This window comes from Agaribacillus sp. DX54 (genome assembly GCF_056858335.1).
On sequence record NZ_JBXEQE010000014.1, the window covers coordinates 139,709 to 164,754 of the forward strand.

General features: G+C 43.8%; 22 protein-coding genes and 1 pseudogene. 15 read left to right on the plus strand and 8 right to left on the minus strand.

The annotated features are described in order from the left end of the window. Positions 1-56 precede the first annotated feature (56 nt). The 3 genes from ribD (at position 57) to AC04NP_RS16265 (ending at position 2,433) form a co-directional block, all read left to right on the plus strand. Complete coding sequence (gene ribD / locus AC04NP_RS16255) at positions 57-1,091, plus strand: bifunctional diaminohydroxyphosphoribosylaminopyrimidine deaminase/5-amino-6-(5-phosphoribosylamino)uracil reductase RibD (RefSeq protein WP_482860870.1); 1,035 nt, start codon at positions 57-59, stop codon at positions 1,089-1,091. A gap of 135 nt (positions 1,092-1,226) precedes the next feature. Continuing rightward, a complete protein-coding gene (locus AC04NP_RS16260; RefSeq protein ID WP_482860871.1) occupies positions 1,227-1,709 on the plus strand; it encodes a GAF domain-containing protein in 483 nt (160 codons plus the stop codon). A 271-nt stretch (positions 1,710-1,980) separates the two neighbouring features. Beyond that, positions 1,981-2,433, plus strand: a complete 453-nt coding sequence (locus tag AC04NP_RS16265; RefSeq protein ID WP_482860873.1) for a protease complex subunit PrcB family protein — start codon at positions 1,981-1,983, stop codon at positions 2,431-2,433. Here the strand turns inward: AC04NP_RS16265 and AC04NP_RS16270 are convergent. The 5 genes from AC04NP_RS16270 to AC04NP_RS16290 all read right to left on the minus strand — a co-directional run bounded on the left by AC04NP_RS16270 (position 2,425) and on the right by AC04NP_RS16290 (position 6,601). Then, on the minus strand, positions 2,425-3,090 hold the full coding sequence (locus AC04NP_RS16270) for a phosphatidylserine decarboxylase family protein (protein WP_482860875.1): 666 nt from the start codon (positions 3,088-3,090) through the stop codon (positions 2,425-2,427). The genes AC04NP_RS16265 and AC04NP_RS16270 overlap by 9 nt on opposite strands. A 44-nt stretch (positions 3,091-3,134) precedes the next feature. Then, positions 3,135-4,409, minus strand: a complete 1,275-nt coding sequence (locus AC04NP_RS16275) for a Glu/Leu/Phe/Val family dehydrogenase (RefSeq protein WP_482860876.1) — start codon at positions 4,407-4,409, stop codon at positions 3,135-3,137. Between the two features lie 233 nt (positions 4,410-4,642). Next, complete coding sequence (locus tag AC04NP_RS16280; RefSeq protein WP_482860877.1) at positions 4,643-5,473, minus strand: phosphatidate cytidylyltransferase; 831 nt, start codon at positions 5,471-5,473, stop codon at positions 4,643-4,645. Beyond that, positions 5,454-5,660: a putative signal transducing protein gene (locus AC04NP_RS16285; RefSeq protein WP_482860879.1), complete on the minus strand. Its 207-nt coding sequence runs from the start codon at positions 5,658-5,660 to the stop codon at positions 5,454-5,456. Before AC04NP_RS16285 ends, AC04NP_RS16280 begins: the two co-directional genes overlap by 20 nt. Further along, positions 5,657-6,601, minus strand: coding sequence for a CPBP family intramembrane glutamic endopeptidase (locus tag AC04NP_RS16290; protein WP_482860880.1), 945 nt, complete (start codon positions 6,599-6,601; stop codon positions 5,657-5,659). The genes AC04NP_RS16285 and AC04NP_RS16290 overlap by 4 nt, the downstream gene beginning before the upstream one ends. 98 nt (positions 6,602-6,699) lie before the next feature. Between AC04NP_RS16290 and dusB the strand changes: the two genes are divergently transcribed. The 10 genes and pseudogenes from dusB (at position 6,700) to thrC (ending at position 20,170) form a co-directional block, all read left to right on the plus strand. Beyond that, the gene (gene dusB / locus AC04NP_RS16295) at positions 6,700-7,698 is read left to right on the plus strand and encodes a tRNA dihydrouridine synthase DusB (RefSeq protein WP_482860882.1); all 999 of its coding nucleotides are present in this window, start codon (positions 6,700-6,702) and stop codon (positions 7,696-7,698) included. A gap of 82 nt (positions 7,699-7,780) precedes the next feature. Continuing rightward, positions 7,781-7,876, plus strand: a pseudogene (locus AC04NP_RS16300) (EamA family transporter); the annotation flags it as partial. Positions 7,877-8,007: 131 nt separating this feature from the next. Next, positions 8,008-9,927 carry a CocE/NonD family hydrolase gene (locus tag AC04NP_RS16305; protein WP_482860884.1) on the plus strand — a complete coding sequence of 640 codons (1,920 nt, stop codon included), beginning with the start codon at positions 8,008-8,010 and terminating at the stop codon, positions 9,925-9,927. A 466-nt stretch (positions 9,928-10,393) separates the two neighbouring features. Then, positions 10,394-11,539 carry a fatty acid desaturase family protein gene (locus AC04NP_RS16310; RefSeq protein ID WP_482860885.1) on the plus strand — a complete coding sequence of 382 codons (1,146 nt, stop codon included), beginning with the start codon at positions 10,394-10,396 and terminating at the stop codon, positions 11,537-11,539. 173 nt (positions 11,540-11,712) lie between these two features. After that, the gene (locus AC04NP_RS16315) at positions 11,713-13,503 is read left to right on the plus strand and encodes a MutS family DNA mismatch repair protein (RefSeq protein WP_482860886.1); all 1,791 of its coding nucleotides are present in this window, start codon (positions 11,713-11,715) and stop codon (positions 13,501-13,503) included. A 9-nt stretch (positions 13,504-13,512) separates the two neighbouring features. Further along, positions 13,513-14,652, plus strand: coding sequence for a 5-(carboxyamino)imidazole ribonucleotide synthase (locus tag AC04NP_RS16320; protein ID WP_482860887.1), 1,140 nt, complete (start codon positions 13,513-13,515; stop codon positions 14,650-14,652). Then, positions 14,649-15,182 carry a 5-(carboxyamino)imidazole ribonucleotide mutase gene (purE, locus tag AC04NP_RS16325; protein ID WP_482860888.1) on the plus strand — a complete coding sequence of 178 codons (534 nt, stop codon included), beginning with the start codon at positions 14,649-14,651 and terminating at the stop codon, positions 15,180-15,182. The genes AC04NP_RS16320 and purE overlap by 4 nt, the downstream gene beginning before the upstream one ends. Before the next feature lie 268 nt (positions 15,183-15,450). Beyond that, positions 15,451-17,943 (plus strand): bifunctional aspartate kinase/homoserine dehydrogenase I, encoded by a 2,493-nt coding sequence (thrA, locus tag AC04NP_RS16330; RefSeq protein WP_482860889.1) that lies wholly within the window; start codon positions 15,451-15,453, stop codon positions 17,941-17,943. Then, the gene (locus tag AC04NP_RS16335; protein ID WP_482860890.1) at positions 17,936-18,865 is read left to right on the plus strand and encodes a homoserine kinase; all 930 of its coding nucleotides are present in this window, start codon (positions 17,936-17,938) and stop codon (positions 18,863-18,865) included. The genes thrA and AC04NP_RS16335 overlap by 8 nt, the downstream gene beginning before the upstream one ends. Positions 18,866-18,868: 3 nt before the next feature. Continuing rightward, entirely contained in the window at positions 18,869-20,170 is a 1,302-nt protein-coding gene (thrC, locus tag AC04NP_RS16340) for a threonine synthase (protein ID WP_482860891.1), read from the plus strand. 168 nt (positions 20,171-20,338) lie between these two features. Here the strand turns inward: thrC and AC04NP_RS16345 are convergent, their stop codons facing one another. From AC04NP_RS16345 to AC04NP_RS16355, 3 genes are all read right to left on the minus strand, one after another. Then, positions 20,339-20,998, minus strand: coding sequence for a hypothetical protein (locus AC04NP_RS16345; RefSeq protein WP_482860892.1), 660 nt, complete (start codon positions 20,996-20,998; stop codon positions 20,339-20,341). Positions 20,999-21,736: 738 nt separating this feature from the next. After that, the gene (locus AC04NP_RS16350) at positions 21,737-22,234 is read right to left on the minus strand and encodes a hypothetical protein (protein ID WP_482860893.1); all 498 of its coding nucleotides are present in this window, start codon (positions 22,232-22,234) and stop codon (positions 21,737-21,739) included. A 93-nt stretch (positions 22,235-22,327) separates the two neighbouring features. Continuing rightward, positions 22,328-23,650: a M20/M25/M40 family metallo-hydrolase gene (locus AC04NP_RS16355; RefSeq protein ID WP_482860894.1), complete on the minus strand. Its 1,323-nt coding sequence runs from the start codon at positions 23,648-23,650 to the stop codon at positions 22,328-22,330. Positions 23,651-23,874: 224 nt separating this feature from the next. Between AC04NP_RS16355 and AC04NP_RS16360 the strand changes: the two genes are divergently transcribed. Further along, positions 23,875-24,291, plus strand: a complete 417-nt coding sequence (locus AC04NP_RS16360; RefSeq protein ID WP_482860895.1) for a hypothetical protein — start codon at positions 23,875-23,877, stop codon at positions 24,289-24,291. Positions 24,292-24,357: 66 nt separating this feature from the next. Beyond that, entirely contained in the window at positions 24,358-24,960 is a 603-nt protein-coding gene (locus AC04NP_RS16365; RefSeq protein WP_482860896.1) for an alpha-ketoglutarate-dependent dioxygenase AlkB family protein, read from the plus strand. Positions 24,961-25,046 lie beyond the last annotated feature (86 nt).

Genomic DNA, 25,046 nt, shown 5'->3' on the forward strand with positions numbered 1-25,046 from the left:
AGGTAAATCCCATGGCGCAGTTATTCGTTAAAGTACTCTTGTAACATGTTTTTTAGATGGAGAAGGATGAAACATATATGCAAAGGGCCCTGGAACTGGCGGCCCTGGGGTTGGGCCATGTCAGTCCCAATCCAATGGTAGGTTGCGTAATTGTCCACGATAACCGTATTATTGGCGAAGGATGGCACCGGCGTCATGGTGAATCACATGCCGAGGTATTGGCCCTGAATCAGGTGAAAAACAAGGCTTTGCTACCGGAAAGCACCCTCTATGTCACCTTGGAACCCTGCTCGCATCATGGTAAAACGCCCCCCTGCGCCGACCGTATCGTGCAGGAAGGGGTAGGCCGTGTGGTAATCTGTAACAAAGACAGTAATCCCCTGGTAAAAGGGGAGGGAATCCGGAAAATGGAAGCCGCAGGGATAAAGGTGGAGAACCATCTGCTGGAGCAGGAGGGCCGGCGATTAAACAAAAGGTTCTTCACTTTTTATGAAAAGCAAAGACCCTACATCCTGTTGAAATGGGCGCAGACGGCTGACCGATTCATAGCTAGGGAAAACTTCGAATCCAAGTGGATCAGCCATGAGTTCTCGCGTAAAATAGTTCACAAATGGCGAACGGAAGAAGATGCTGTGATGGTGGGGACCAATACGGCACAATATGACAACCCCCGGTTAAATGCCAGGGACTGGCCGGGCAAAAATCCGGTAAGGATCGTGGTTGACAAAAACCTGAGACTCGACAGGAAATTGCTATTATTTGACCACAGCCAGCCAACGCTTTGTTATAATTTGCAGGAGAATCGCAAGGAAAAAAATTTACAATTTATCAAACTTAACACTGAAAACTTTTCGGAGGCCCTGTTTTACGATTTGTTTGAAAAAAAAATAATGTCGGTAATGATAGAGGGGGGCAGCAGCCTGTTGCAAAGCCTGATCGCAGAGGGATTATGGGACGAAGCCAGGGTATTTGAATCAAAAGCCACCTTTGGCACCGGCATCAGCGCCCCTACTCTGAAGGATTGCAAAATGACAGAAAAAACCCGGTCCGGAGAAGATGAGCTAATAGCCTACAAACATTTTGAAGACTAAAAAACCAAAATCCTGCACCCCTGCGACTCGCTAACATGCCCTACACTGTTGCTGAAATCTGTTGCCGTTGCTCCATACGCCTCCGAATAGGAATAGTTCGCTTTGAAGAAACAACATTAAAATCTATATTTAACCATGGCAGAAGAATTAATCATATCCACATCGGATGATAAGGCAGAAAGATACAGGTCATTGTTACCACAGATAGAGGCACTGGTGGCCGGTGAAAATGATCTGACCGCTAATCTGGCCAACATAGCCTCGGCGCTGAAATATGGTATGGATTATTTTTGGGTGGGTTTCTATAGGGTGAAAGGTCATGAACTGGTATTGGGGCCGTTTCAGGGGCCTATTGCCTGTACCAGAATAGCCAAAGGCAAGGGGGTATGCGGCAAGTCCTGGGAAGAAAAAAAGATATTGATCGTAGAAAATGTTGAAGAATTTCCCGGCCACATCGCCTGTAGCGCCGAGTCCAAATCCGAAATCGTTTTACCTGCCTTGAAAAACGGGGCAGTTGCCCTGGTTCTGGATGTAGATAGTGACCAGATAGCAGATTTTGACGAAATAGATAAAGAATACCTCACCCAGTTGATACGGCTGATAGAATTAAAACTATAATCCTTAAAAAACCGGATCTCTTTGTGCCTCCGTGGTGAAAAATGGTGAACCACAAAGGCACCAAGACACAAAGGGTCTTGTCGAAAACGTTGTGCGACACCCACGTCTAGCTTGCGCTATGCCGCCATGAAAAAAGGAAATCATAAAGACACAAACGACACATCCCATCCGTTAATAAAATGTTACCCTTTCGCAGATGGTCATACAACCTTAGTACCGGAATGTGTGTCTTGTATTTGAGTTTCATATTTAATCTTATATCTTTGTTATAATGAATATAAAGTCAATTACATTCGGTTTTCTGGCATTAGTGCTTCTGGCGGGTTGCAACAATTCTGACAGTGATTTAAACAGGTCGGTGACGTTCGAGACTATCGAAAAAGACCTTTATTCAGGTGTGGATACACCCCAAAATGTGGTCATCACCAACATTAATGACTGGAAGGAGTTGTGGGATGAAACCGTTACATGGACGCCTGATGAGCTGCCTTTTGTTAACTTTAATGAGTCAATGGTGGTGGCAGTATTTATGGGCGAGCGGATTTCAGGTGGATTCAATATTGAAGTATTGGAGATCAAAGAGGCTGACAATGTTATTCAGGTGATATCGAGGGTTACCAATCCTGATTCCAGTAGAGGTGTTACCCTGGCTTTAACGCAACCCTTTCATATGATCAAAATTAACAAAACCAGCAAAGAAATAATTTTCAGCGAACTACACTGACTCTAATACGGCAATCACAGTCTTACCAGCCGTGGTCTTATCATTGACTTTTACCTTTATTTCGGCGTCGACCGGCAAAAAAACATCCACCCTGGATCCGAATTTGATAAAACCGAATTCACCTCCCTGGGCTAACCTGTCACCTTCTTTCACGTAACATTTAATCCTCCTGGCCACAGCACCCGCTATCTGGCGCAACATTACCTCCAACCCGTCATTTGTTTCCACTACAAGGGTTGTTCTTTCATTTTCAGTACTTGACTTTGGATGCCAGGCCACCAGGTATTTGCCAGCATGATACTTAAAAAACTTTACCACTCCGGCTACAGGGCTACGGTTCACGTGAACGTTAACCGGTGACATAAAAATTGAAATCTGCTTACGCCGGTCATTGAAATATTCCGCTTCGGTAGTATTTTCAATCACCACCACTTTACCATCAGCAGGGGCGATAACATGTTTATCATTAATGATGGTCTTGATTTCCGGGCTTCGAAAGAATTGCAAAATCAGTAAATAAAGCACAATGCTCACGGTAATAATTCCGTTTTGCAATAATGCGTTACCGGGTGCTAGCCAGTAAATCAACAGGTTGATACCGAAAAGTAGTATCAAAAGAATAAACAGTATGGTGCGTCCCTCTTTGTGGATAGTCATAATGGTTCTTAAACTTTAAGGTGCAAAGTTAAGACATTAGGAACTTAATAACCACCACGCCACTTATATGTTTTTGCTACTTTGTCAATGGCCACGATGTAGGCGGCGATTCTCATGGACACATTGTATTCTTTCGATGCTTTGTAAACATGGTCAAAGGCATCTTTCATGATTCTGTCCGATCTCCTGTTCACCCTTTCTCCTGTCCATTTGTAACCCAGTCTATTCTGCACCCATTCGAAATAAGATACTGTGACACCCCCTGCATTGGCCAGGATGTCGGGAACTACCATGATCCCTTTATCATTGATCACCTGATCTGCTTTGGCCGATGTAGGCCCGTTGGCACCTTCCACAATCATTTTGACCTTGATTTTATCCGAGTTAGTCATGTTGATGACATCCTCTGTGGCGGCAGGGACCAGAACGTCGACATCCAGCGTCAGCAAATCCGGTCCGTCTATGCTTTCCGCACCATTGAACCCATCAAGGGTACCATCATTTTCATTCCTGAAGTTAATCGCTTCCTTAACGTTAATGCCATTTTCATTATAATATGCACCGGATAAATCACTGATCGCCACAATCTTCACGCCTCTTTCTTCCAGTAACAGCGAGGCAAAAGAACCCACGTTACCAAAACCCTGAACCGCGCAGGTGGCATGATAGGGATTAATCCTTAACTTTTCCATGGCTGCCATGGTCGATACCATCACGCCTCTGCCCGTTGCTTCCGATCTGCCCAGCGAGCCTCCCAACACAATGGGTTTTCCAGTTACCACTGCATTGGTGGTCATACCCCGTGCACGTGAAAATTCATCCATGAGCCAGGCCATTTCACGCGGGCCGGTTCCCATATCCGGGGCAGGGATATCCCTGTCAGGCCCAAAAATTTCACCCAATGCCGCCGTATATGCCCTGGTTAACCGCTCTATTTCCCCCGCTGACATTGATCTGGGATTGCATTTTATGCCGCCTTTCGCCCCACCATAGGGAATGTCAACCACCGCACATTTCCAGGTCATCCAGGCCGCCAGCGCCTTCACCTCATCCAGGCTTACACCCAGGTCATACCTGATCCCTCCTTTGGATGGTCCCAAAATATTAGAGTGGATCACCCTGTAACCTTCAAATACCTGAATGGACCCGTCATCCATTGTAATAGGCAAAGAAACTACCACTTGCTTGGCAGGCGATTTCAAAACGTTGTAAACCTCATCATCGAGACCCAACGCCTGCGCAGCAATTCGAAACCTGGACATCATTGACTCGAAAGGATTCTCTTTATCCTTTATCGGAGCCGGTTCAATATATCCCATATGTTTTTTGCTTTCTAATAAGTTCAGAAACTGATTGCTAATCTTTTTTAACCATTATGCAATTTTAGCTTTTTTAACCAAAATCTTAACAATATTTTTTCAAATTCTACCTTTACACTTAACGAATAAAACTAGAGATGAATTCCCAATGAATGGCATTTAATATATAGTAAACAGTACATTACGCATGAAAGCGCAAACTTTATAATTTTTTTTGAAAAACAGGACTTTTTTTAAAAAAATATTAAAAAGGCAACAATGAAAGGCAGGGATAATAACAATCCGTCAAAACGATCCAGAAAACCTCCATGGCCTGGAATGCTGCTGCCGGAGTCTTTGATGTGGATGCTGCGTTTAAAAAGTGACTCGATTAAATCACCATATGTCCCGGCGATGACACTTATTCCCGCGATGATAAACCACTCTCGCCAAAGCAGATCTGTGAAATAATGAGAGAGGCCATAAGCAAAGGCACAAGCCAGAATGGCACCACCAATACTACCTTCCCAGGACTTCTTTGGCGAAATCCTTTCGAAAAGCTTGGTTTTACCAAACCTGACACCGGCAAAGTAAGCCCCTGTATCACTGGCCCAATGCAGCAACAAGGTGCCGATGATAATCTGCCAACTGTATTCCCCCCTTGTGAAGGCCAAAATGTTCATTAATGAAATTGGAATAGCTACATAGATGATCCCTAAAAAGGTAAAGGCAATATTGGTAAATGGCTTTTTATCGGTTTTTTTATAGAGTTTTACAAAAAAAATACTGGAACTTACGGGGAATATAAAAAAATAAAAGTCTACACTGAGAATTTGCTTTTCAATGAGGAATATTAATGAATAAATAACCAACCCGCAAAAGGTTCCCCAAAATTTGAGGGGCAGCATACCGTCGAGCCCAACCAACTTATAAAATTCCAGTTGAGTAAAAAGACAAATCACAAAAAACACCGTAAAGAATGCCCATTCACTAAGTACTATACTGGTAACAATCAGGATGGCTCCCAAAAAGGCGGTGATGATTCGTTGTGTGAGGTTATTGTACTTACTCAAATTGAATATCATTCTCAATCAATTTTATAGCCCACAGTACATCATCCGTTTTTACATGTACCTCATAATGTCCAAACTGATAGGCGGTATCTTTTTTGTCGATCACCACAGCCATAATGTTGTGGTTAACCAACATATCTTTTACAATTTCCGCTCGATATATCTTTTCAGTACTATAAACCTTCTGCCAATCCTTCATCCAACGGTCTTATTTTTGAGAAAAAAGTTGCGATAGAAATAGATTAGTCCCAAAAATAAGACAAAAAGTATTAGTAAAAAGGTGGCCGGCAAGGATTCTTCTGTTTCAACATCAAGGTCTGTGACATTTTGCTGGTACAGGTACATCATAATGATGGTAAACCCATTATTGATGAAATGCGCCAGCATCGCAGTGCTGAGGCTGCCAGACCAATAATAAAGGTATCCGAACAATACGCCTAGCAGCATGCGTGGCACCAGCCCGTAAAATTGCAGGTGAAAGGCGCTGAACAAAAAACCAGCTGCCCAAACCGCTATATGGATATTGCCGGTAATGCTTTTAAGCAGGTTTTGCACAAAGCCCCTGAACAAAAGTTCCTCACCAATGGCAGGAATCACGGCAATGACCAGAAAAGCCAGAAAAAACTGCTGGAAACTATTAAAGGCAGTAAGAAATTCCGTTTGCACCTTTGCCGCCTCCTCTAACGATTTTAAGGTGTTTTCCAGAGCCGCCATGGACTCGGGAAACTTAAAGTTTGCGTTCCATTCGATAAAAATGCTGTTTACAAACATGAATGATAACACAATGAATGTCAAAAGAAAAATCGGCCATGACCTTAAAGACAGGTTATTGAAAAACATACGAAGCGGTTTTCTCACAACAAACCTCAGATAAATTATGGGAATTACAATGAACCCGAATGCCGATGCCAAACCCTGAATAATAAAAATTGGCGTCTTCGCTTCTTCATGCCCCACCGGGTCAGACAAAACATCGATGGCATGCATAATATCAAAATCAAAAAACGGCAGGGTCAGCAGAACGCCTATGATGGGACCAATCGCCTGGAAACCTGAAAATGCCAGAAGTAAAATCACAATTAACGAAATTACCGGGTTCCGGCCTTCAGATAGATAAATATTATGTTCGAATTTGTCCATATTTGCCTTAAATTTACAGCAAATTTTGAATTTTGGAACTAAATAGCAGAAAGCGGGCCTGTATTAACGAAGATATTTGACAGGAAAGGATAATTTCAATGGTAAAAATCGGTGATCATAGTATTGGTGATTTCCCCCTTTTACTGGCTCCTATGGAGGACGTCAGCGATCCCCCTTTTCGTGCGGTTTGTAAGGAAAACGGGGCTGATATAATGTATACTGAATTCATTTCGGCTGAGGGTTTGATCAGGGACGCAGCTAAAAGTGTCCAGAAGCTGGATATTTATGATTACGAACGCCCCATAGGAATTCAGATATTCGGTGATAAAATCGAATCCATGCGGGAAGCAGCGGCCATCGCAGAAAAAGCCAGTCCTGAGCTAATAGATATTAATTACGGCTGTCCGGTTAAAAAAGTAGCCTGCAAGGGGGCAGGGGCAGGAATCTTGCTCGACCTTCCCAAAATGCAGACGATGACCAAAGAAATCGTAGAAAGGGTCGATCTGCCGGTTACGGTTAAAACCAGGCTTGGGTGGGACGAAAATACGATTAAAATCGTCGAAGTAGCCAAAAGACTTCAGGATGCAGGCATACAGGCCCTCACTATTCATGGGCGTACCAGAAAGCAGATGTACAAAGGGGAGGCCGACTGGCATTTCATTGCGGAAGTGAAGAACCACCCCGACATCCACATTCCGATTTTCGGCAATGGTGATGTTGATTCGCCCGAAAAGGCCCTGGAGTATAAAAACAAATACGGTGTGGACGGGATCATGATTGGCCGGGGGGCTATTGGCAATCCATGGATTTTTGATCAGATTAAACATTATTTCAAAACAGGAGAAAAATTAGCCGAACCCGGTATTGAAGAGCGTGTACAGGTGACCAAAAAGCACCTGGACTTTTCTGTGCAATGGAAAGGGGAGCGCAAGGGAATATTTGAAATGCGAAGGCACTATACCAATTATTTCCGGGGCATACCCAATTTTAAGCCATACCGCACCAGACTGGTGGAATGCGACAACTACTCATTGATCCTGGATACCTTGGATGAAATCGCCTTAAAATTTCAAAACGCTTATTCCTTTGCCGAATGACCGGGCATTCGAAAGCAGCCGGTAGTCATCCCTTGTTAGCATGGTTTTTATCGATAATTCTCTCCCTTGTATAGTTGTATAGGGAAGCTCCTTCATTTTGATTAAAAAGGGGTTAATGAGTTTTAATGCTACCGAGGTGGGCGCCTTGCGCATATTTTCAGCAGGTATTTTTATCATTGTGGCCGGCGTTTATCTCGCCAATTACTCATCTAAACCACCAAAAAAACAGGACATTCCTCCGCTTATCAAAAAATAACAAATTAAATAGTCCTCCTTTATTATTTTTAAGCAAACAATCAATCCCATGTTATGAAGATTCTAATTTTAACTGTATTAACCTGCTTTGTTTACTGTCTGCCCGGATTTTCCCAAAATCAGGCAGAAGCCAATCATGTAAAAGAAAACTATGATAAGGCCATATTTGAGATTCCCATGCGTGATGGAATCAAACTTTATACGGCTGTCTATTCGCCGAAAGATAAAAGTGAAAAGTATCCAATCCTGATGAAACGGACTTGTTATAGCGTAGCACCTTACGGAGAGGATGCCTACCCGAAATCCCTTGGTCCTTCACCCTATTTAATGAAAGAAAAGTATATTTTCGTCTACCAGGATGTCAGGGGAAGGTGGATGTCCGAGGGAACCTTCGACAATATGCGACCTCATGTTCCCGGTAACAATCCCAAAAAGAAAAAAGCTATTGACGAAAGTTCCGACACTTACGACACCATTGAGTGGTTGCTGGCTAATCTGGATAATCACAATGGCAAGGTCGGGCAATGGGGCATATCTTACCCTGGGTTTTATACCGCCGCGGCGATTCCGGAAGCCCATCCTGCGCTCAAAGCATCCTCTCCCCAGGCACCCATCGCTGATTTCTTTTTCGACGATTTTCACCACATGGGTGCTTTCCTGCAAAGCTATCTATTCACCTTCCCTGTCTTTGGGGTTCAGACCGGCGAACCTACCGACGAAAGCTGGTATAACGACGCATGGAAAGATCTGCAGGCAGCGGGTAACAACAACGATGCCTATGACTTTCATCTCGGACTCGGTGCACTGAAAAATGTATCGGAAAAGTATTATGCCAATAACTTTTTCTGGAAACAGGTGACGGAACATCCCAACTATGATGATTTCTGGCAAAAAAGAAGCATACTGCCGCACCTTACGGATGTGGCCGAAGACCATGCCGTCATGACTGTAGGAGGCTGGTTCGATGCGGAAGATCTTTACGGGCCACTCAATATTTATAAAACCCTGGAAAAGAAAAATACCTCTATCCGGAACACCCTCGTTATGGGCCCCTGGAGCCACGGTGACTGGGCACAGGAAAAAGGTTTTCAGGCTGTTAACCACATCTACTTCGGTGACAGTATTTCCACTTACTATCAAAAGCATATCGAAAAGCCCTTCTTTGAATATTATCTGAAAGGAAAAGGAGAACTGAATCTTCCGGAAGCCTATATGTTTGACACAGGGATAAAAGCATGGAAACGTTTTGAAAAATGGCCCCCTGATAACCCCGAACCAATGGTACTTCGCTTTGCTAAAAACGGTAAACTAACCATCGACGAGGAGGTAGATCCTAACGCAAGTTTTGAATATCTCAGCGACCCGCATAACCCGGTGCCTTACCGGTCAGAAATCAGTCCGGTACGGTTTACGCCCAGACCCTTTATGACCGACGATCAAAGGCACGCTGCCACCCGTCCCGACGTCATTACCTTTGAAACAGCCCCTTTAGCAACGCCTATCACATTTTCAGGTGAAATTGCCGCCCACCTGAAAGTCGCTTTGTCGGTAACAGACGCCGATTTTGTGGTAAAGCTGATCGATGTATACCCTCCGGATGCGGAAAGGACCAAGGCCACACCGGACCACGTGCATATGGGAGGATATCAGCAATTGGTGCGCCATGAGGTGTTCAGGGGAAGATTCAGGAACAGTTTTGCTGAACCGGAGCCTTTTAAACCCGGAAAGATCGAGGAGGTAAATTTCCCGTTGCAGGACGTCTTGCACACCTTCAAAAAGGGTCATAAAGTCATGATCCAGATACATAGCACATGGTTTCCGTATATTGACAGAAATCCACAGAAATATGTCGATAACATCTACGAAGCCAGCGAAGAAGATTTCGTGAAGGGCACAATCACTGTCTATGGAGACAGCGAAGTAATTGTTGGGGAATCAGGCGGACTGAAAGGGAAGCTGGATTTTAATAAATAAAGTTGTTCTGATTTTCTGCCTGTCATCAGGTGGCAGGCAACCTATACCCGATGGCGTATTTTCGGGATTAAAGGCAATCGTGGCATACGAACGGGCTTTTCCAATGGGTAAGCCCTTGAAAAAGACAGGGATATTACCTGGCAAAGTCTGCTAAAAGTCAGACGCGTGCCCGATAAGCCAGGGTAATCTGTCATAAGCAAAAAAATACAATCGGCAATTAATCCGGTTGCTACTGGCAAATCCGGAAAAAAATCGTAATTTAGCGGTCGAATGTGGAAATAGGTGATAATTTTTCTCGCAATTTGACGTTCACCACCTAAAAATAACTGATAAACTCTAACTAACAGACCTACCCGGAAGAGATGCGGCATTAAGATTACCGATGATCATTCATCTATTTTTTTAAGGCTTCAAATCTAACTAAAGACTGTAGTAATTAGCCTAATCACTTAAAAAAAGATGTGTTATGCATAAGGTAAGCAGCAAAGGTACGAATGAATCGAAGAATACTAGACATCCATCTCAAAAAATCAGATTTGGCAAACCCCAGGAAGATCAGTATTATTCGGAATTAACCAGAAGGGTTAACCGCTATTTCAAAGACAACAATATAAGTAAAGGGGCTAATCGTGAAATGATCTTAAAAACTATCCTGATATTAGGGGTTTTTGTCGCCAGCTATGTGCTGATCATTTCCAACTTATTTTCCCCCTGGGTTTTAATTCCCCTGGCAATGATCAATGGTTTTTTCACCGCCTTAATCGGATTAAACATCGCCCATGATGCCATTCACGGCGCCTATTCGAGCAATGATAAAGTGAATAGGGGATTGGCCGCGGTTTTTAACATCATCGGAGCCAACGACTACACCTGGAGCATAAGTCATAACCTGATACATCATACCTTCACCAACATTCCCGATCATGATTCCGACATTGATCAAATTCCGGTTATCCGGCTGAATCCCAAGCAGAAATTATGGAAAATTCATCGCTTTCAATACATTTATACGTTTTTCTTTTATTCGCTTACATCGTTATCATGGGTGTTTATTAAGGATTACGCACTATTTTTCGGATCAAAAATTACCCGCCATAAGCAAAATCCTTCTCCGGCAAGGGAGATATTCAGGCTTTTTGGATATAAGCTGATCTATTACACATTATTTCTGATCATCCCGGTCATTATCATTCCACTACCCTGGTATTATATATTGTTAGGGTTTTTGCTCCTGCATATCGTCGAAGGCCTAACGCTTGCCCTCATTTTTCAGCTCGCCCATATTGTGGAGGGTACTGATTTCCCGGTGCCGGACCAGGATGGCACCATGGAATACTCCTGGGCGGTGCATCAAATGTACACTACCGCCGATTTTGCCAGGAAAAATCCTTTGGCAAACTTTTTGTTCGGCGGCCTGAATTTTCAGATAGAACACCACCTTTTCCCAAAAATCTGCCACACGCATTACAAAAACCTGGCCCCTATCGTAAAAGCCACCGCCAAAGAATACAACCTGCCTTACATCGAACACGATACCTTTTTTGGGGCTATCAGATCGCACATTAAAGTGCTGAAGCGTCTGGGAACGGTTCAAATGCCAGCGATGAATTAGTGATATAATAACAACCAGGCCCCATATGCGATGACAAGCACTCACTTCTTGCCCGGATGAAACCGAGGAGATAGAAGATTTGCATAGATATGCGCGAAAGAAATGGGAGAAAAGGGCAAAAAATCAATCTAATATAACTAACCTTAGCTTCGCATCACCTAATTTTGTTGCCTATGAACTCACCCAATGCAATATTCAAGAAAAATGTTAAGCGGCAAGCAGAAATCGTAACGGGACTAAAGAAAAAATATGTCTTCTGGTCCGGAATCAGAGTGACAGTTTTTCTACTATTTATAATATGCCTGATATATTTTGCTAATGCCCGTAACACAGAAGTAGTAGTGGGTTTGGGACTGATTTTTCCGGTCCTCTTTGGACTTCTGATTAAGTACCATAACAAAATCGCTTTTAACAGGGACCATGCCGAGAATTTGAAAGCCATAAACCAACAGGAGACACTTCGTTTGCAGGGAAATCTTAAATCATTTGATGCAGGATCAGAATATATCGACCCTTTACACCCTTACAGCATCGACCTGGATATTTTCGGAAGCCATTCCCTGTTTCAACTATTAAACCGAACAACGACCTTCGGCGCAAAAACGCAATTATCGGAATGGTTGCTGAATCCTGCAGAAAAGCAAATTATTGAAGCCCGACAAGTAGCCGTAAAAGAATTGACGCCCAAAATCGACTGGCGTCAGGATTTTCAGGCCCATGGCATGCACTTTATACAGGAAGAAAACAAAACGAATGCGTTACTGAAATGGTTGAACCAGGAAGATGTGGTCAAAAACAAAAGCTTATACCGGCTGTTGATGTTCATCATGCCGGCTGTGTCAGTGGGTTGTATCGTTTTGTGGATCCTGGGCTTTTCTTTTTATTTTTTGTTGGGGGCCGTTGTGGCTAACAGCATCATCCTTAAAAATGTCCTCCTGGCGGCAAAAGATACCACCACTTATACCAGAAAAAGCTCTGTGGCACTAAAGGCTTACAGTTATTTGATAAAAAAAGTAGAGGACGAGACTTTTAGCGCACCACTTTTGCTGGAATTAAAAAATCAGTTCGATCATGATCATTTTAAGGCCTCTGCAGAAATCAAAAAACTGCAACAGATCCTGTTCAGCCTGGAAAGCAGGGCCAATTTGTTTTACCATATATTGAATGCCTTGTTGCTGCTGGATGTGTTCTGGCTGCTGAAAGCATCGGCCTGGAAACAAAAAAATAAAAAGTATGCAAAAAAATGGTTCGATACCATCCATCAGTTCGAAGTGCTGAACAGCCTGGCAGGGTTTAGTTATGCCAATCCCGGATACACGATGCCTGTCATCATCGATGAAACCTATCGATTAAATGGCATGGCTATGGGCCACCCACTGATCAGGAGCAAAGACCGGGTGGTAAATGATTTCAGCATGACAGGAAAAGGAAAAGTCATCATCATTACCGGTTCCAATATGTCGGGCAAAAGTACGTTTTTGCGCACAGCAGGTATCAATGTAGTGTTGGCGCTCATGGGGGCACCTGTCTGCGCGGGTTCCTTTACCACCTCTGTGTTACAGGTTTTTACCAGCATGCGCACGCAGGACAATCTGGAAGAAAGTGTTTCCTCTTTTTACGCCGAGCTAAAGCGGCTGAAACAACTGTTGGAGATGATTGGCACCACGCATCCTATCCTGTTTATGCTCGATGAAATTTTGAAGGGTACCAACTCTCATGACCGGCACAACGGGGCAGCTTCACTCATCAGGCAGTTAGCAGAAACAGATAGCTTTGGATTTGTTTCAACCCATGACCTGGCGTTGGGTGCTTTATCTGATGATGCCAACCGGATTGAAAATTATAGCTTCAACAGCCAGATTATCGACGACGAAATTATCTTTGACTATAAACTTCACCCCGGTTTATGCAAAAGTTTTAATGCCAGCAAGCTGATGGAAAAAATGGGTATTAAGATTGAATAATGAAGAAATATGGATCAATTTTACAAAAATTTCACCTTAGGAGTGCTTGGAGGTGGTCAACTGGGCAGAATGCTGGTGCAATCTGCTATCGATTTTAATATCGACGTCAACATTATGGATCCGGATGAAAATGCCCCGTGCAAAAACTTTGTCGGCAATTTTCAGGTGGGGAAATTGACTGACTTTGAAAGCGTTTACCGGTTTGGCCAACCCTGCGACCTCGTGACGATCGAAATCGAAAACGTGAACACAGATGCGCTCAAGCAACTACAGAAAGAAGGGAAAAAAACCTTTCCTCAGCCGGAAGTCATCGAGTTAATTCAGGACAAAACCAAGCAAAAGCAGTTTTATCTGGAAAGGGATATCCCCAGCGCAGAATTTATTCTTACGGAAAACCGGGAAGCTGTGGCTGAAAACCGGGATTTTCTTCCGGCCGTGAATAAATTAGGGAGAGAAGGATACGACGGCAGAGGCGTGCAGATATTAAGGAGTGAAAATGACTTACCCAAAGCCTTCGATGCTCCGGGCTTGCTGGAGAAGCTGATAGATTTTGAAAAGGAAATTTCGGTCATTGTGGCCCGTAATGCCGATGGTGAGATAAAAGCTTTTCCCCCGGTAGAGTTGGTGTTTCACCCAATTCGTAACCTGGTGGAATACCTCACTGCACCGGCAGATATCTCCATTGAAATTGTCCGTGAGGCAGAAGCCACAGCCATCGAGGTAATCCGGGAACTAGACATGATCGGATTGCTGGCGGTTGAAATGTTTGTAACCAGGGAAGGCAAAATACTGGTAAACGAAGTTGCGCCCCGTACACACAACAGCGGTCATCATACCATTGAAGCAAACATTACTTCGCAATTTGAACAGCATTTGAGGGCTATACTAAACATGCCTTTGGGTGATACTTCCATAAAAATGCCAGCCGCCATGATCAACCTGCTGGGGGAAGAAGGCCATACAGGGCCCGCACAATATGAAGGTCTGGAAAAGGTATTAAGCCTGAAAGGAGTACATTTGCATTTGTATGGGAAAAAGTTAACCAAACCCTTCCGGAAAATGGGGCATGTCACCATCGTGGACCATGATGAGGAAAGCCTGAAAGAAAAGGTTAAATTTGTCAAAGAAAACCTAAAAGTAATTGCATGACCGGATCAAAAATAAAACCACAGGCGGGCATCATCATGGGGAGCCAGTCTGACCTGCCTGTCATGGCAGAGGCCGCAGATATGCTGGATGAACTGGGTGTGGCGTTTGAAGTAACGATCGTGTCCGCCCACCGTACACCCCACCGCATGGTTGATTATGCTGAAAGCGCCAGAAAAAAAGGACTAAAAGTCATCATTGCCGGTGCCGGCGGTGCGGCACACCTGCCGGGCATGGTAGCCTCGCTCTGCACGCTGCCCGTCATCGGCGTGCCAGTAAAAAGCAGAAACTCTATGGACGGATGGGATTCTGTGTTATCGATCTTACAAATGCCAGGCGGCATACCAGTGGCTACCGTAGCCCTCAACGGCGCAAAAAATGCCGGGATCCTCGCCGCCCGGATCATTGGCGCCTTCGATAAGCAAATCGCAAAAAACCTGCAGCAATACAAGGATGAGCTAAAAGCCAAAGTTGAAGAAACTGCTGACAAAATTGAAAAAAACGGTTACAAAGGAGGCAATATCGGATTTTAATCAATGAATGACGTTTATTATTAAGTTAATTTTAAAATCCCGTTAAATATTTTGATTCCAGCCGGAAAAGCCATAATATTGCCCCAGCTTGGCAAGCAACCTGACGCCAGGCGTCCACTGACAGAATTATGTATACGATAACGACCATAACCCACATCACTACAGGCACCACAGGAGCCGTGCGGGGAATGGTTTGACCAATAAACATTAAAAGAGTTTTACATGAAGCCGTTCCCTGACAGGAATGGCTTTTTTGTTTAGGAATAAAATGAAAGTACTAAAATTCGGAGGCACTTCAGTCGGTTCGGCCGATAGCATCAAACAGGTGGCAAAAATCGTTAAGTCCGGCCTGGATCAGGGCGATCAAATCGTAGTGGTAAGCAGTGCCATGGGTGGTGTAACCAATCACCTCATCGAAGCCAGCCAACTGGCAAAGGAAAACGACGATCAATATCTGAACATTACCCGGCACATTGAAACACGCCATGCCGAAACCATCAGGCAACTGCTCGATGCCCGGTCACAAAGCAAGTCGTTGGCACATCTAAAAATGACTATCAACGAGCTGGAGGAGGTCTTACATGGCGTATCTTTAATCCGGGAACTCTCCGAAAGAACGTTGGATCTTGTATTAAGCTTTGGCGAAAGGCTTTCCGTGCCCGTCTTAGCCACCTATTTTCAGCAAGAAAAAATCAATGCCGTACCGGTTGATAGCAGGGAATTGATTTTTACCAACAACGATTTCGGCCATGCCAGGGTGGATTATAAACCAACCAACCAGGCCCTTAAAGATTATTTCAAAAATTTAACCTCCACGCCTATCGTTACCGGTTTTATCGCTTCCGGTGAAAACAAGGAGACTACCACACTGGGAAGAGGGGGCTCTGACTTTACCGCCGCCATCATTGGGGCAGCCCTTGGAGCGGCTGAAATCGAAATCTGGACCGATGTCGATGGCGTGATGTCTACGGATCCGAAAGTAGTAAAAAATGCATGCTCACTTTCGTATTTGTCTTATTTGGAGGCCATGGAAATGTCGCATTTCGGGGCCAAAGTTATACATCCTCCCAGCCTGCAGCCGGCTTTCAATGAAAAAATACTGCTCAGGATTAAAAATACCTTTAATCCGGCTTTTCCCGGAACCATAATTGGCAGCGAGCCGAAAAATTCCGTTCGACTGATCAAAGGTATCTCATCGATCAAACAGGTGACGCTGATCTCCCTGACCGGCTCAGGAATGGTCGGTGTGCCGGGGGTGTCTTCCAGACTATTCAGTGCCCTGGCAGCAAAAAATATCAGTGTTATCCTGATTACCCAGGCTTCTTCCGAACACTCCATTTGTTTCGCCATTAACCCCGATGATGCCAAAGCAGCCAAAAAAGTTATCAGGCAGGAATTTGAATTCGAAATGGAAAGGGGCAGAATTGATGCACCATTGATTGAACCAGGAAAGTCGATTATCGCTATCATCGGTGAGAACATGAGAAACACACCCGGAATTTCGGGCAAACTGTTCAGTGCTTTGGGAAGAAACGGTATCAATGCCACCGCCATTGCACAAGGATCCTCAGAGGTAAATATTTCAGTGGTTATCGATGAAAAAAACCTCTCAAAATCTTTAAATGCGGTACATCAGGCTTTCTTTCTTTCGGAGTCCAAAACGCTCAACCTTTTTATGGTAGGGGTAGGACTGATCGGTGGCACTTTGCTGAAACAAATCAAGGCACAAGCAGCATACCTACTCAATGAACGGCTACTGGAAATCAACGTCATAGCCCTGAGCAACACCAAAAAAATGATTTTTGATGAAAACGGAATAAACCTGGACCAATGGAAAGAGCAGATGGAAAACTCGGCTGCCGTTGCTGATCTTACCACTTTTGTAAAGGAAATGGTGGCTATGAACCTGCCCAACAGCATATTTGTAGATAACACCAGCAACCTGGAAATCACCGGATACTATCAAAAAATTCTGGCCGCCAGCATCTCAGTGGTTACACCCAATAAACTGGCCAATTCCGGCAGATACGCCGACTATCAGTTATTACAAAAAGAAGCCTTTTTACACGGCGTCAAGTTTTTATATGAAACCAATGTAGGAGCCGGTTTGCCGGTCATCGGCACCATGGCCGATCTGAAATTCAGTGGTGACAAAATCCTGAAAATAGAAGGTGTTTTATCCGGTACCTTGTCGTATATATTCAATAATTTCAAAGGCGAAACCAAATTCAGTGACGTGGTACTGGAGGCCAAAAACAGTGGCTTTACAGAACCTGATCCCCGGGACGACCTCAACGGGATGGATGTAGCCAGAAAAATACTTATCCTTGCGCGTGAATCCGGTGTGGCTATGGAGCCTGAAAATGTGGAAATAGAAAATATATTACCTCAATCATGTCTTGAAGCGGCGTCAATCGATCTTTTTTTTAAAGCACTGGAAAAAAACAACGCCCATTTCGATACACTTAAAAAAGATGCCGAAAAAGCAGGAAAAAAGCTGAGGTTTATCGCCACCCTGGAAAACAGCAAGGCAACCGTACAGTTGAAAGCAGTGGACCAGGACCATCCCTTTTTCAGCTTATCAGGAAGCGATAATATTATTGCTTTCACCACTTTGAGGTATCATGACCGCCCTTTGGTCATCAAAGGCCCCGGAGCGGGAGCAGAGGTGACAGCGGCTGGGGTATTTGCAGAAATCATCAGCATCAGTAATTATCTTTATCAGGGAATTAAAAACATTTTACCCAACAACCATGGATAGCATTAGAGTATTCGCCCCGGCAACCGTTGCCAATGTTACCTGTGGTTTTGATATTCTCGGCTTTGCTGTGGAAAACCCCGGTGATGAAATAGTGGTGAAAACCTGCACCAAACCGGGCGTCATAATCAAAGAAATTAAAGGAGACGCAGGTAGATTAAGTCATGCTGTTCATGAAAACACAGCCACTATTTCTATTTTAAACTACCTGGATCATGTAGGAAGTGATGCCGGATTGGAAATTTATTTATATAAAAAAATGCCATTTGGCAGCGGACTGGGCTCCAGTGCCGCCAGCTCAGTGGCTGGTGTGTTTGCAGTCAACGAATTGATGGGGCAAAAACTACGTACGGAAGAACTGTTAAAATTTGCCTTGGAAGGAGAGCGTGTGGCCTCAGGATCCGCCCACGCCGATAACGTGGCTCCTTCCTTGTTAGGAGGTTTTGTTTTAATACGCAGCTATGACCCCCTGGACATTATTAAGATTAAAACACCTGAAAAGCTGCACGCAGTCATTATTCACCCGGAAATTGAAATCAATACAAAGGACGCCAGAAATATATTGAAGAAAAACGTACCCATCAAAAGCGCCATCAGACAATGGGGTAATGTGGGGGGACTGATCGCCGGACTGACCATGAATGATTTTGGTTTGATCAGCAGGTCTATGGAAGACGTGATCATCGAACCGGTCCGGTCCATGCTCATTCCGGGCTTTGATCAGGTCAAATCCTCAGCCCTGGAAGCCGGTGCGCTGGGATGCGGAATTTCGGGCTCGGGGCCCTCCATGTTCGCATTGAGTACGGCTGTAAACCTGGCTACTGAAATCGGGCATGCCATGCAGGATCAATTTGCCCAAATCGGTATTAAAAGTGAAATTTTTATCTCTAAAATTAACCAGCAAGGACCAATTATTCTTGATTGAGCAATGGAATTATACAGCACCAAACACCTCTCACCCAACGTGTCACTCCAGGAAGCCGTCTTGACCGGTTTACCTCCTGACAATGGTCTCTACGTACCTTCGACTATTCCTGAATTACCGGCAACCTTTTTCGATCACATTCAGGACATGAATTTCAGGGAAATGGCCCTTACCGTCGGTCATGCGCTTTTAAAAGATGACATCGATAAAGACTCGCTCGCCACGATCGTAGACGATGCTTTTAATTTCGATACCCCTGTCGTTCATCTCGAAGATAATATTCACGTGCTGGAATTATTCCATGGACCCACTTTAGCCTTCAAAGACTACGGCGCGCGATTTATGTCAAGGTTAATGAGATATTTCCTGCGTAATTCAGATCAAGAAATCAACATACTCGTAGCTACTTCCGGCGACACCGGCGGTGCCGTTGGCTACGGATTTCTGGGCATTGAAGGTATCAAGGTCACCATTTTATACCCAAAGGGAAAAGTCAGTGAAGTTCAGGAAAAACAACTAACCACCATCGGCGGTAATATTACGACCATCGAGGTAGATGGCAATTTCGATGATTGCCAAAGCCTTGTAAAGGCTGCTTTTCTTGACCCGGTGTTGAGCAAAACTTTACATCTTACCTCGGCCAACTCCATCAACATTGCCAGGCTTATTCCGCAATCATTTTACTATTACCAGGCCTATGCAAAGCTCAAAAGCTCAGGGTTGCCCCTGGTGGTGTCGGTTCCCAGTGGCAATTTCGGCAATTTGTGCGGAGGACTGCTGGCATACCAAATGGGACTGCCTGTGTATCAGTTTATAGCCTCCACCAATGTAAACGATGTAGTCCCTGCCTATTTAAAAACCGGGATTTTTCACCCCAAACCCTCTGTCGCCACCATCTCCAATGCCATGGATGTCGGTAACCCAAGCAATTTTCCAAGGATTCTGGCCATCATGAATGAGGACGAAAGCCTTATTAAAAGCAAAATAAGTGGTTTTGCTTTTGACGATTATACCACTAAAGCAAAGATGCAGGAGATACATGAAAGGTTTAATTACATGATGTGCCCCCATACCGTAGTGGCTTATCTGGGACTGAAGGCCTGGATGGAAAGCCATCGAATGCCCGTAACCGGCGTGCTGCTATCGACCGCCCATCCTGCCAAATTTACAGATATTGTCTCGCCGGTAATTGGTACCGAAGTAACATTACCTCCACCCCTGGCCCAAGCCTATCGAAAGGAAAAAATTGCCGTATCCCTATCTAACCGTATGGAGGAACTGAAAGCTTTTTTATTATCCGGATAATCTAAGCCTTTCAGGTATAAATGCTGTTTTAGTCATCGTATGGCTTGGAGCCATGCGATGACTGGCTGGGATAAGTATGTGCTTATATTTTCATTTTACGGGCAAAAACCTCTGTGCCTCTTCGTGCCTTTGTGCCTCCGTGGTGAAAAATGGTGAATCCCTCTGTGGTTAACGCAAGGGACTGATTTCCTTGGCGGAGATATTGCTCAACTGATCCAGATAGGTAAGCAAGGCGCTGATATCCTGTAGTTTTCTGAGTCTTAAATGGTTACGGGTAGCATAATCTTTCAGCTCTTTTGTATGCACCCGGCCAAGTTGAAATAAAAGTTTTGTATCGGCATTTATATATACCGGTTTGTTTCTATGCGAGTATTTGGATACGGCATAGGGAAAGATTTCCTGTGTTCTGTGATCCATCAAATACAAAGCTTCCGTTGCCATCATTCCGTAGGAGTTTGTGTGCCGGAAAAGGGAAACCGCATTACCGGGATACAACACTTCAATAAACATTTTCTTTTGATATTGATGATTTTCCATGAAAGTCGGAATTGAAACAAAGCGACGATATTCGTTTCTTAATGAATCAAAAAATTCAAATGACTTTATTTTCAATGGGGAAAGTGTCATAAGCGCTTCATTTTCCCTTGCCTGCAACAGGCCCTCGGATCTTGTGGGAACATACCGTAATTGCACCTGATAAATGTGATTATCAATCAACTCAATTTCCCCCGTATACCAGGCATCGCTTTTGGTTTGAGCAAAAACAGATAGATTCAGGGTGACTATAACCAACAAAAACAGGACTTTTAAAAGATTTGCGGGCGACATTTTGGTTTGTTTTAATTTTAAAATCCCGTAAGATATCGCGCCTTGCGCTTTAAAATTCAAATGGCTCGCCGCTGTAAAGCGGCTCGCCATTGAATTAAGGGACTCGGAAAAATTAAAATTTCGTTTGGTGATGCTAAGGTGATACTATTTTTCGAATCTTTTATTTCAATAATAAACCAATGTAAACCCAGGTAAGATTTGCCAGCCAAAGATCTGATTTTTCCCAAATTGGGAAATTACTATAAAACCACCCCTCAGAATGTGAATAAATTAACAGCTATTAGAATAATACAATTAATTACTTCATAAAGATAATCCGCTTTCATACCGGCCCGGGCTTGAACAGCAGGTTTTTGAAGTAAACACCACTAAACTTTGGAATGCCCGATAATCATTTAACAGAACCTGCCTATTCATACTGTCCTACAAACACTTATGATGAGTCTTCCACGGGAATTGTGCAGGATCAATAGGTGTAAAGAAATCTTCAGGATATGCTGTTTCCAGCTAACAGGTGTTTACGGCATTCAAAAAACCAGTATTTTTGTATCAATAGGTTTATGACAGAAGAAAAAGCCGATTTTGGGACAAAATATTTTGCATCTTTGCAAGATCTGGCATGTAATTAAACACAAATCCCTGTAATCGGGACATCAAAAACTCAAGGTTTCGCCAATCTTGCTTCATAAAAGGCCGTAATATTCGCTGCTTCTGATCGGTAATCTCACAGGTTAATGCTCATAAGTCCACCCAGATTCTTTCAGGTTCTGTGCAATCCAGCAGTTTTACATCCAGCTTTTTAGCCAGGTGCTTTAATTGGGTCATTACTTTATCCTTATCCGTGGACTGGATCACCAGGATTCTTTCCCTTCCATCGACTCTGAGGTTTCCTTTATACAATATCCCCCGCATGGTAGTGTTTGCGGCCCTCAACCCAATTTGCTGCGAAAATCTTGATTTTGTCAGGCTGATATACTCTATACCGGGCAAATGCTTCCATTTTCCAAATTTCAAGCCCGGAAGTCCCCAGTATTCTTTGAATTTACGTGCTTCTACATCAATCAGCACACCATAATGCAGGAAAACTATGGCAATGCCTGCCAGGAGTATCACAAAGCCAATCACAGACTTGAAGATTAAAATACCTGTACCTATCAAAATCATTATGGCACCTCCAAAGATTAAACCTGCCGGGAAAAATCTTTCGGTTCTATGTGAGAATACGTTTTTGTTCATGGGATAAATTACGCTGAAGTCATCGTGTGGCTTGGAGCCATGCGATGACTGGTAGTTAAGGTGACTGAAGGCAATATACCGGATGCTTTCATTTTACCTGGTTAAACGGTAGATTAATAACGCGGCACGTTTGGTCAAATCTTCGAAAGTGCGTAAATCCACATATTCACGAGGAGAGTGAGCCCCTCCTCCCATGGCCCCGAGACCGTCCAATCCATCGACATACGCTGCGACAAAAGATATGTCCGCTGCACCCCTTTTGCCAGGATCGTAAGGCTTAACCTCGCCAAGGTCGAGGTCGATACTTACCTGATTTAACACTTTTAGCACCTCCATGTTGCCCTCTGTTGGGCCCATGGCCGGATAACTATCGGTAAAAGAAATTGTAGCACTGGTGTGCGGGAGGTTGCGCTGTGTGATTTCCCGCATTTTTGCCCTGGCTTTTGCCAGTTGCTCTTTCGATATAAACCTTAAACCCCCAGCTACTACGGCTTTCCGGGCGACCACATTAGATTTACCGAAGGCGGATCCCGTGGAAAAGGCAGTGTCAAAGTCCACCTGGGTTCCTCCGAGCAAAACACCCGGATTAAACGTCAGAAATTCCTCCCCTTTTACCTCTTCATAAAAAGCGTTTAATATTCTGGCGGTTTCAAAGACAGCCCCTGCACCGACCCGTTCATTAAATATGCCTGAGGAATGGGCACTTTTTCCTGTGACTTCCAGTTTCCATCCACTGGATCCACGTCTGGCCACCGTGGCATAGTTAAAACCCGAAGCCGTTTCAAAACCAAGGGCTATGTCACTTCTTTTTGCCGCTTCGATAATATCCCTTCTGCTTATATCCAGCGGTTTGCCTGTTTTCTCCTCATCACCATGGAAAGCAACGATAATCTGACTCGATTCCAGAACGCCTGCATCATGCAAGGCCTTTAGCGCATAAAGTGCTATGACATTACCCCCCTTCATATCATTGGCTCCCGGGCCCTTTGCGATCGTATCCTGAAGCATATATTTTTGAAACGGGCTGTCAGGCTCAAAAACCGTATCCAAATGTCCGATCAACAATAGCCGTTTGCCTTTGTTTCCTTTTTTCTCAGCAAACAAATGACCCCCTCGCTGCATCTCTTCAGGCATGTCGATCCAGGTTGTTTCAAAACCGATTTCATCAAAGGCCTGCCGAAACAACGCCCCGACTTTTTTTACCCCCTCAGGGTTCATGGTACCACTGTTAACATTCACTACCTCCTCCAGAAGAGCCAGCGCGGCGGCATGATTGCGTGCTACGTGTTGAATTATCTTTTTTTCTTTCGAGCTTAATTTCTGTGCTTTCAATACCGGCGGCAGTATCACAAAAAGTCCTGTAATAATCCAAATGAGTTTTTCCATGGCAAAATCAATCATTGCAGGGTTCGACATGCATCCTGCTGCGTTACTTATCGATCAAATTATAAAGAAAAATACATTAATTCCTCAGGTTTTACAACCCCGGAAGGCACAAATCCGGAATCGCCCTGTGTCAGGGAATCGGCCTGCTCTTGTTACGGAAGTTTTATTTTTTTATTATCAAATATTTATCCCGAAATTTATGGTATAAGTCACTGAGAATGTCTATATTAATTTAAACACAAAATTGTACGCTTATGGATCAAATAGCATTAGATAACATCGACTTTTTGGCCGAAAGAAGTATTGAAGATCTGCACTATTCCAGCAGGCAATGGTTGTTTAACATTGAATTCTGGAGACGTGAACTGGACTTCTTTCAAACGCTGCTGGATCGAAATGTAGAAAAGGCCCAATCAGTGGATCAAAAAAAACAAATCGATCACTTTCAACACCTCATTACTTATTACCAGGGAGAACTGTTAGATGAATTTCACCAGAACGCCCGGAGACATGAAAAATTCATGCGGGCAATGCTAAAAGGCGAATCCTCAGATGAGGATACCAATTTTAGAAAAAAACACAACCTGTTATTTGACCAGATTGTTTCGTTTGACAATCAATTCAAACAACACAAACTCGATTTTTACGATTTCATATCGAAGCTACTTTAAGGTTTGAAAATTTTGGGAAAAGGGAAGCATACCGCTCCTTTTCCCAAAATTTTTATCTTACAGATAATGGACATTCAAAGCCTGCCAGAGCCAATAAATATTAACTTGCCAGACGCCGATCTGGTCTATTACCCGCATTTTTTTAGCACAGAGGTAAGCCAAAACCTGATGCAGGCCTTAATCAGTCACATAACATGGAAACATGAAAAAATTACAATCTTTGGTAAAAAGGTTTTGCAGCCACGTTTAACCGCCTATTACGGTAATCCTGGTAAGCCTTATGCGTATTCTCATATTAGCCTGGATCCCAATCCCTGGACCAATGACCTGCTTTTTATTAAAAACAGCATAGAAGACATAAGTGGTCACCGATTTACCAGTGTATTGTTAAACTACTACCGGGATGGGCATGATAGTATGGGCTGGCATAGTGACGATGAAAAGGAGTTGGGCATAAACCCTGTGATCGGATCCGTAAGTTTCGGTGCTTCCAGAAAATTTATGTTCAAACATAAAAAGGATAAAACATTAAAATCATCTATCATGCTGGAAAATGGCAGCTTGTTGCTTATGCAAGGTGCCACACAGCATCACTGGCAGCATCAAATTCCCAAAACCAAAAAGCCACTTGGCGCTCGCATTAATCTCACCTTTAGAAAAATTATATAACCGTCTCCCGGTAACCGGCATATTTGTCTCTCACATGCTTCTATGTGTAGAAATAACCCACTTTCAAAACCTTTGTGTCTTAGTGC

Excerpts from the sequence above, each read along its gene's own strand:
- ribD (WP_482860870.1), top strand. The coding sequence starts at position 57 with ATGGAGAAGGATGAAACATATATGCAAAGGGCCCTGGAACTGGCGGCC.
- AC04NP_RS16260 (WP_482860871.1), top strand. The coding sequence starts at position 1,227 with ATGGCAGAAGAATTAATCATATCCACATCGGATGATAAGGCAGAAAGA.
- AC04NP_RS16265 (WP_482860873.1), top strand. The coding sequence starts at position 1,981 with ATGAATATAAAGTCAATTACATTCGGTTTTCTGGCATTAGTGCTTCTG.
- AC04NP_RS16270 (WP_482860875.1), bottom strand. The coding sequence starts at position 3,090 with ATGACTATCCACAAAGAGGGACGCACCATACTGTTTATTCTTTTGATA.
- AC04NP_RS16275 (WP_482860876.1), bottom strand. The coding sequence starts at position 4,409 with ATGGGATATATTGAACCGGCTCCGATAAAGGATAAAGAGAATCCTTTC.
- AC04NP_RS16280 (WP_482860877.1), bottom strand. The coding sequence starts at position 5,473 with ATGATATTCAATTTGAGTAAGTACAATAACCTCACACAACGAATCATC.
- AC04NP_RS16285 (WP_482860879.1), bottom strand. The coding sequence starts at position 5,660 with ATGAAGGATTGGCAGAAGGTTTATAGTACTGAAAAGATATATCGAGCG.
- AC04NP_RS16290 (WP_482860880.1), bottom strand. The coding sequence starts at position 6,601 with ATGGACAAATTCGAACATAATATTTATCTATCTGAAGGCCGGAACCCG.
- dusB (WP_482860882.1), top strand. The coding sequence starts at position 6,700 with ATGGTAAAAATCGGTGATCATAGTATTGGTGATTTCCCCCTTTTACTG.
- AC04NP_RS16305 (WP_482860884.1), top strand. The coding sequence starts at position 8,008 with ATGAAGATTCTAATTTTAACTGTATTAACCTGCTTTGTTTACTGTCTG.
- AC04NP_RS16310 (WP_482860885.1), top strand. The coding sequence starts at position 10,394 with ATGCATAAGGTAAGCAGCAAAGGTACGAATGAATCGAAGAATACTAGA.
- AC04NP_RS16315 (WP_482860886.1), top strand. The coding sequence starts at position 11,713 with ATGAACTCACCCAATGCAATATTCAAGAAAAATGTTAAGCGGCAAGCA.
- AC04NP_RS16320 (WP_482860887.1), top strand. The coding sequence starts at position 13,513 with ATGGATCAATTTTACAAAAATTTCACCTTAGGAGTGCTTGGAGGTGGT.
- purE (WP_482860888.1), top strand. The coding sequence starts at position 14,649 with ATGACCGGATCAAAAATAAAACCACAGGCGGGCATCATCATGGGGAGC.
- thrA (WP_482860889.1), top strand. The coding sequence starts at position 15,451 with ATGAAAGTACTAAAATTCGGAGGCACTTCAGTCGGTTCGGCCGATAGC.
- AC04NP_RS16335 (WP_482860890.1), top strand. The coding sequence starts at position 17,936 with ATGGATAGCATTAGAGTATTCGCCCCGGCAACCGTTGCCAATGTTACC.
- thrC (WP_482860891.1), top strand. The coding sequence starts at position 18,869 with ATGGAATTATACAGCACCAAACACCTCTCACCCAACGTGTCACTCCAG.
- AC04NP_RS16345 (WP_482860892.1), bottom strand. The coding sequence starts at position 20,998 with ATGTCGCCCGCAAATCTTTTAAAAGTCCTGTTTTTGTTGGTTATAGTC.
- AC04NP_RS16350 (WP_482860893.1), bottom strand. The coding sequence starts at position 22,234 with ATGAACAAAAACGTATTCTCACATAGAACCGAAAGATTTTTCCCGGCA.
- AC04NP_RS16355 (WP_482860894.1), bottom strand. The coding sequence starts at position 23,650 with ATGTCGAACCCTGCAATGATTGATTTTGCCATGGAAAAACTCATTTGG.
- AC04NP_RS16360 (WP_482860895.1), top strand. The coding sequence starts at position 23,875 with ATGGATCAAATAGCATTAGATAACATCGACTTTTTGGCCGAAAGAAGT.
- AC04NP_RS16365 (WP_482860896.1), top strand. The coding sequence starts at position 24,358 with ATGGACATTCAAAGCCTGCCAGAGCCAATAAATATTAACTTGCCAGAC.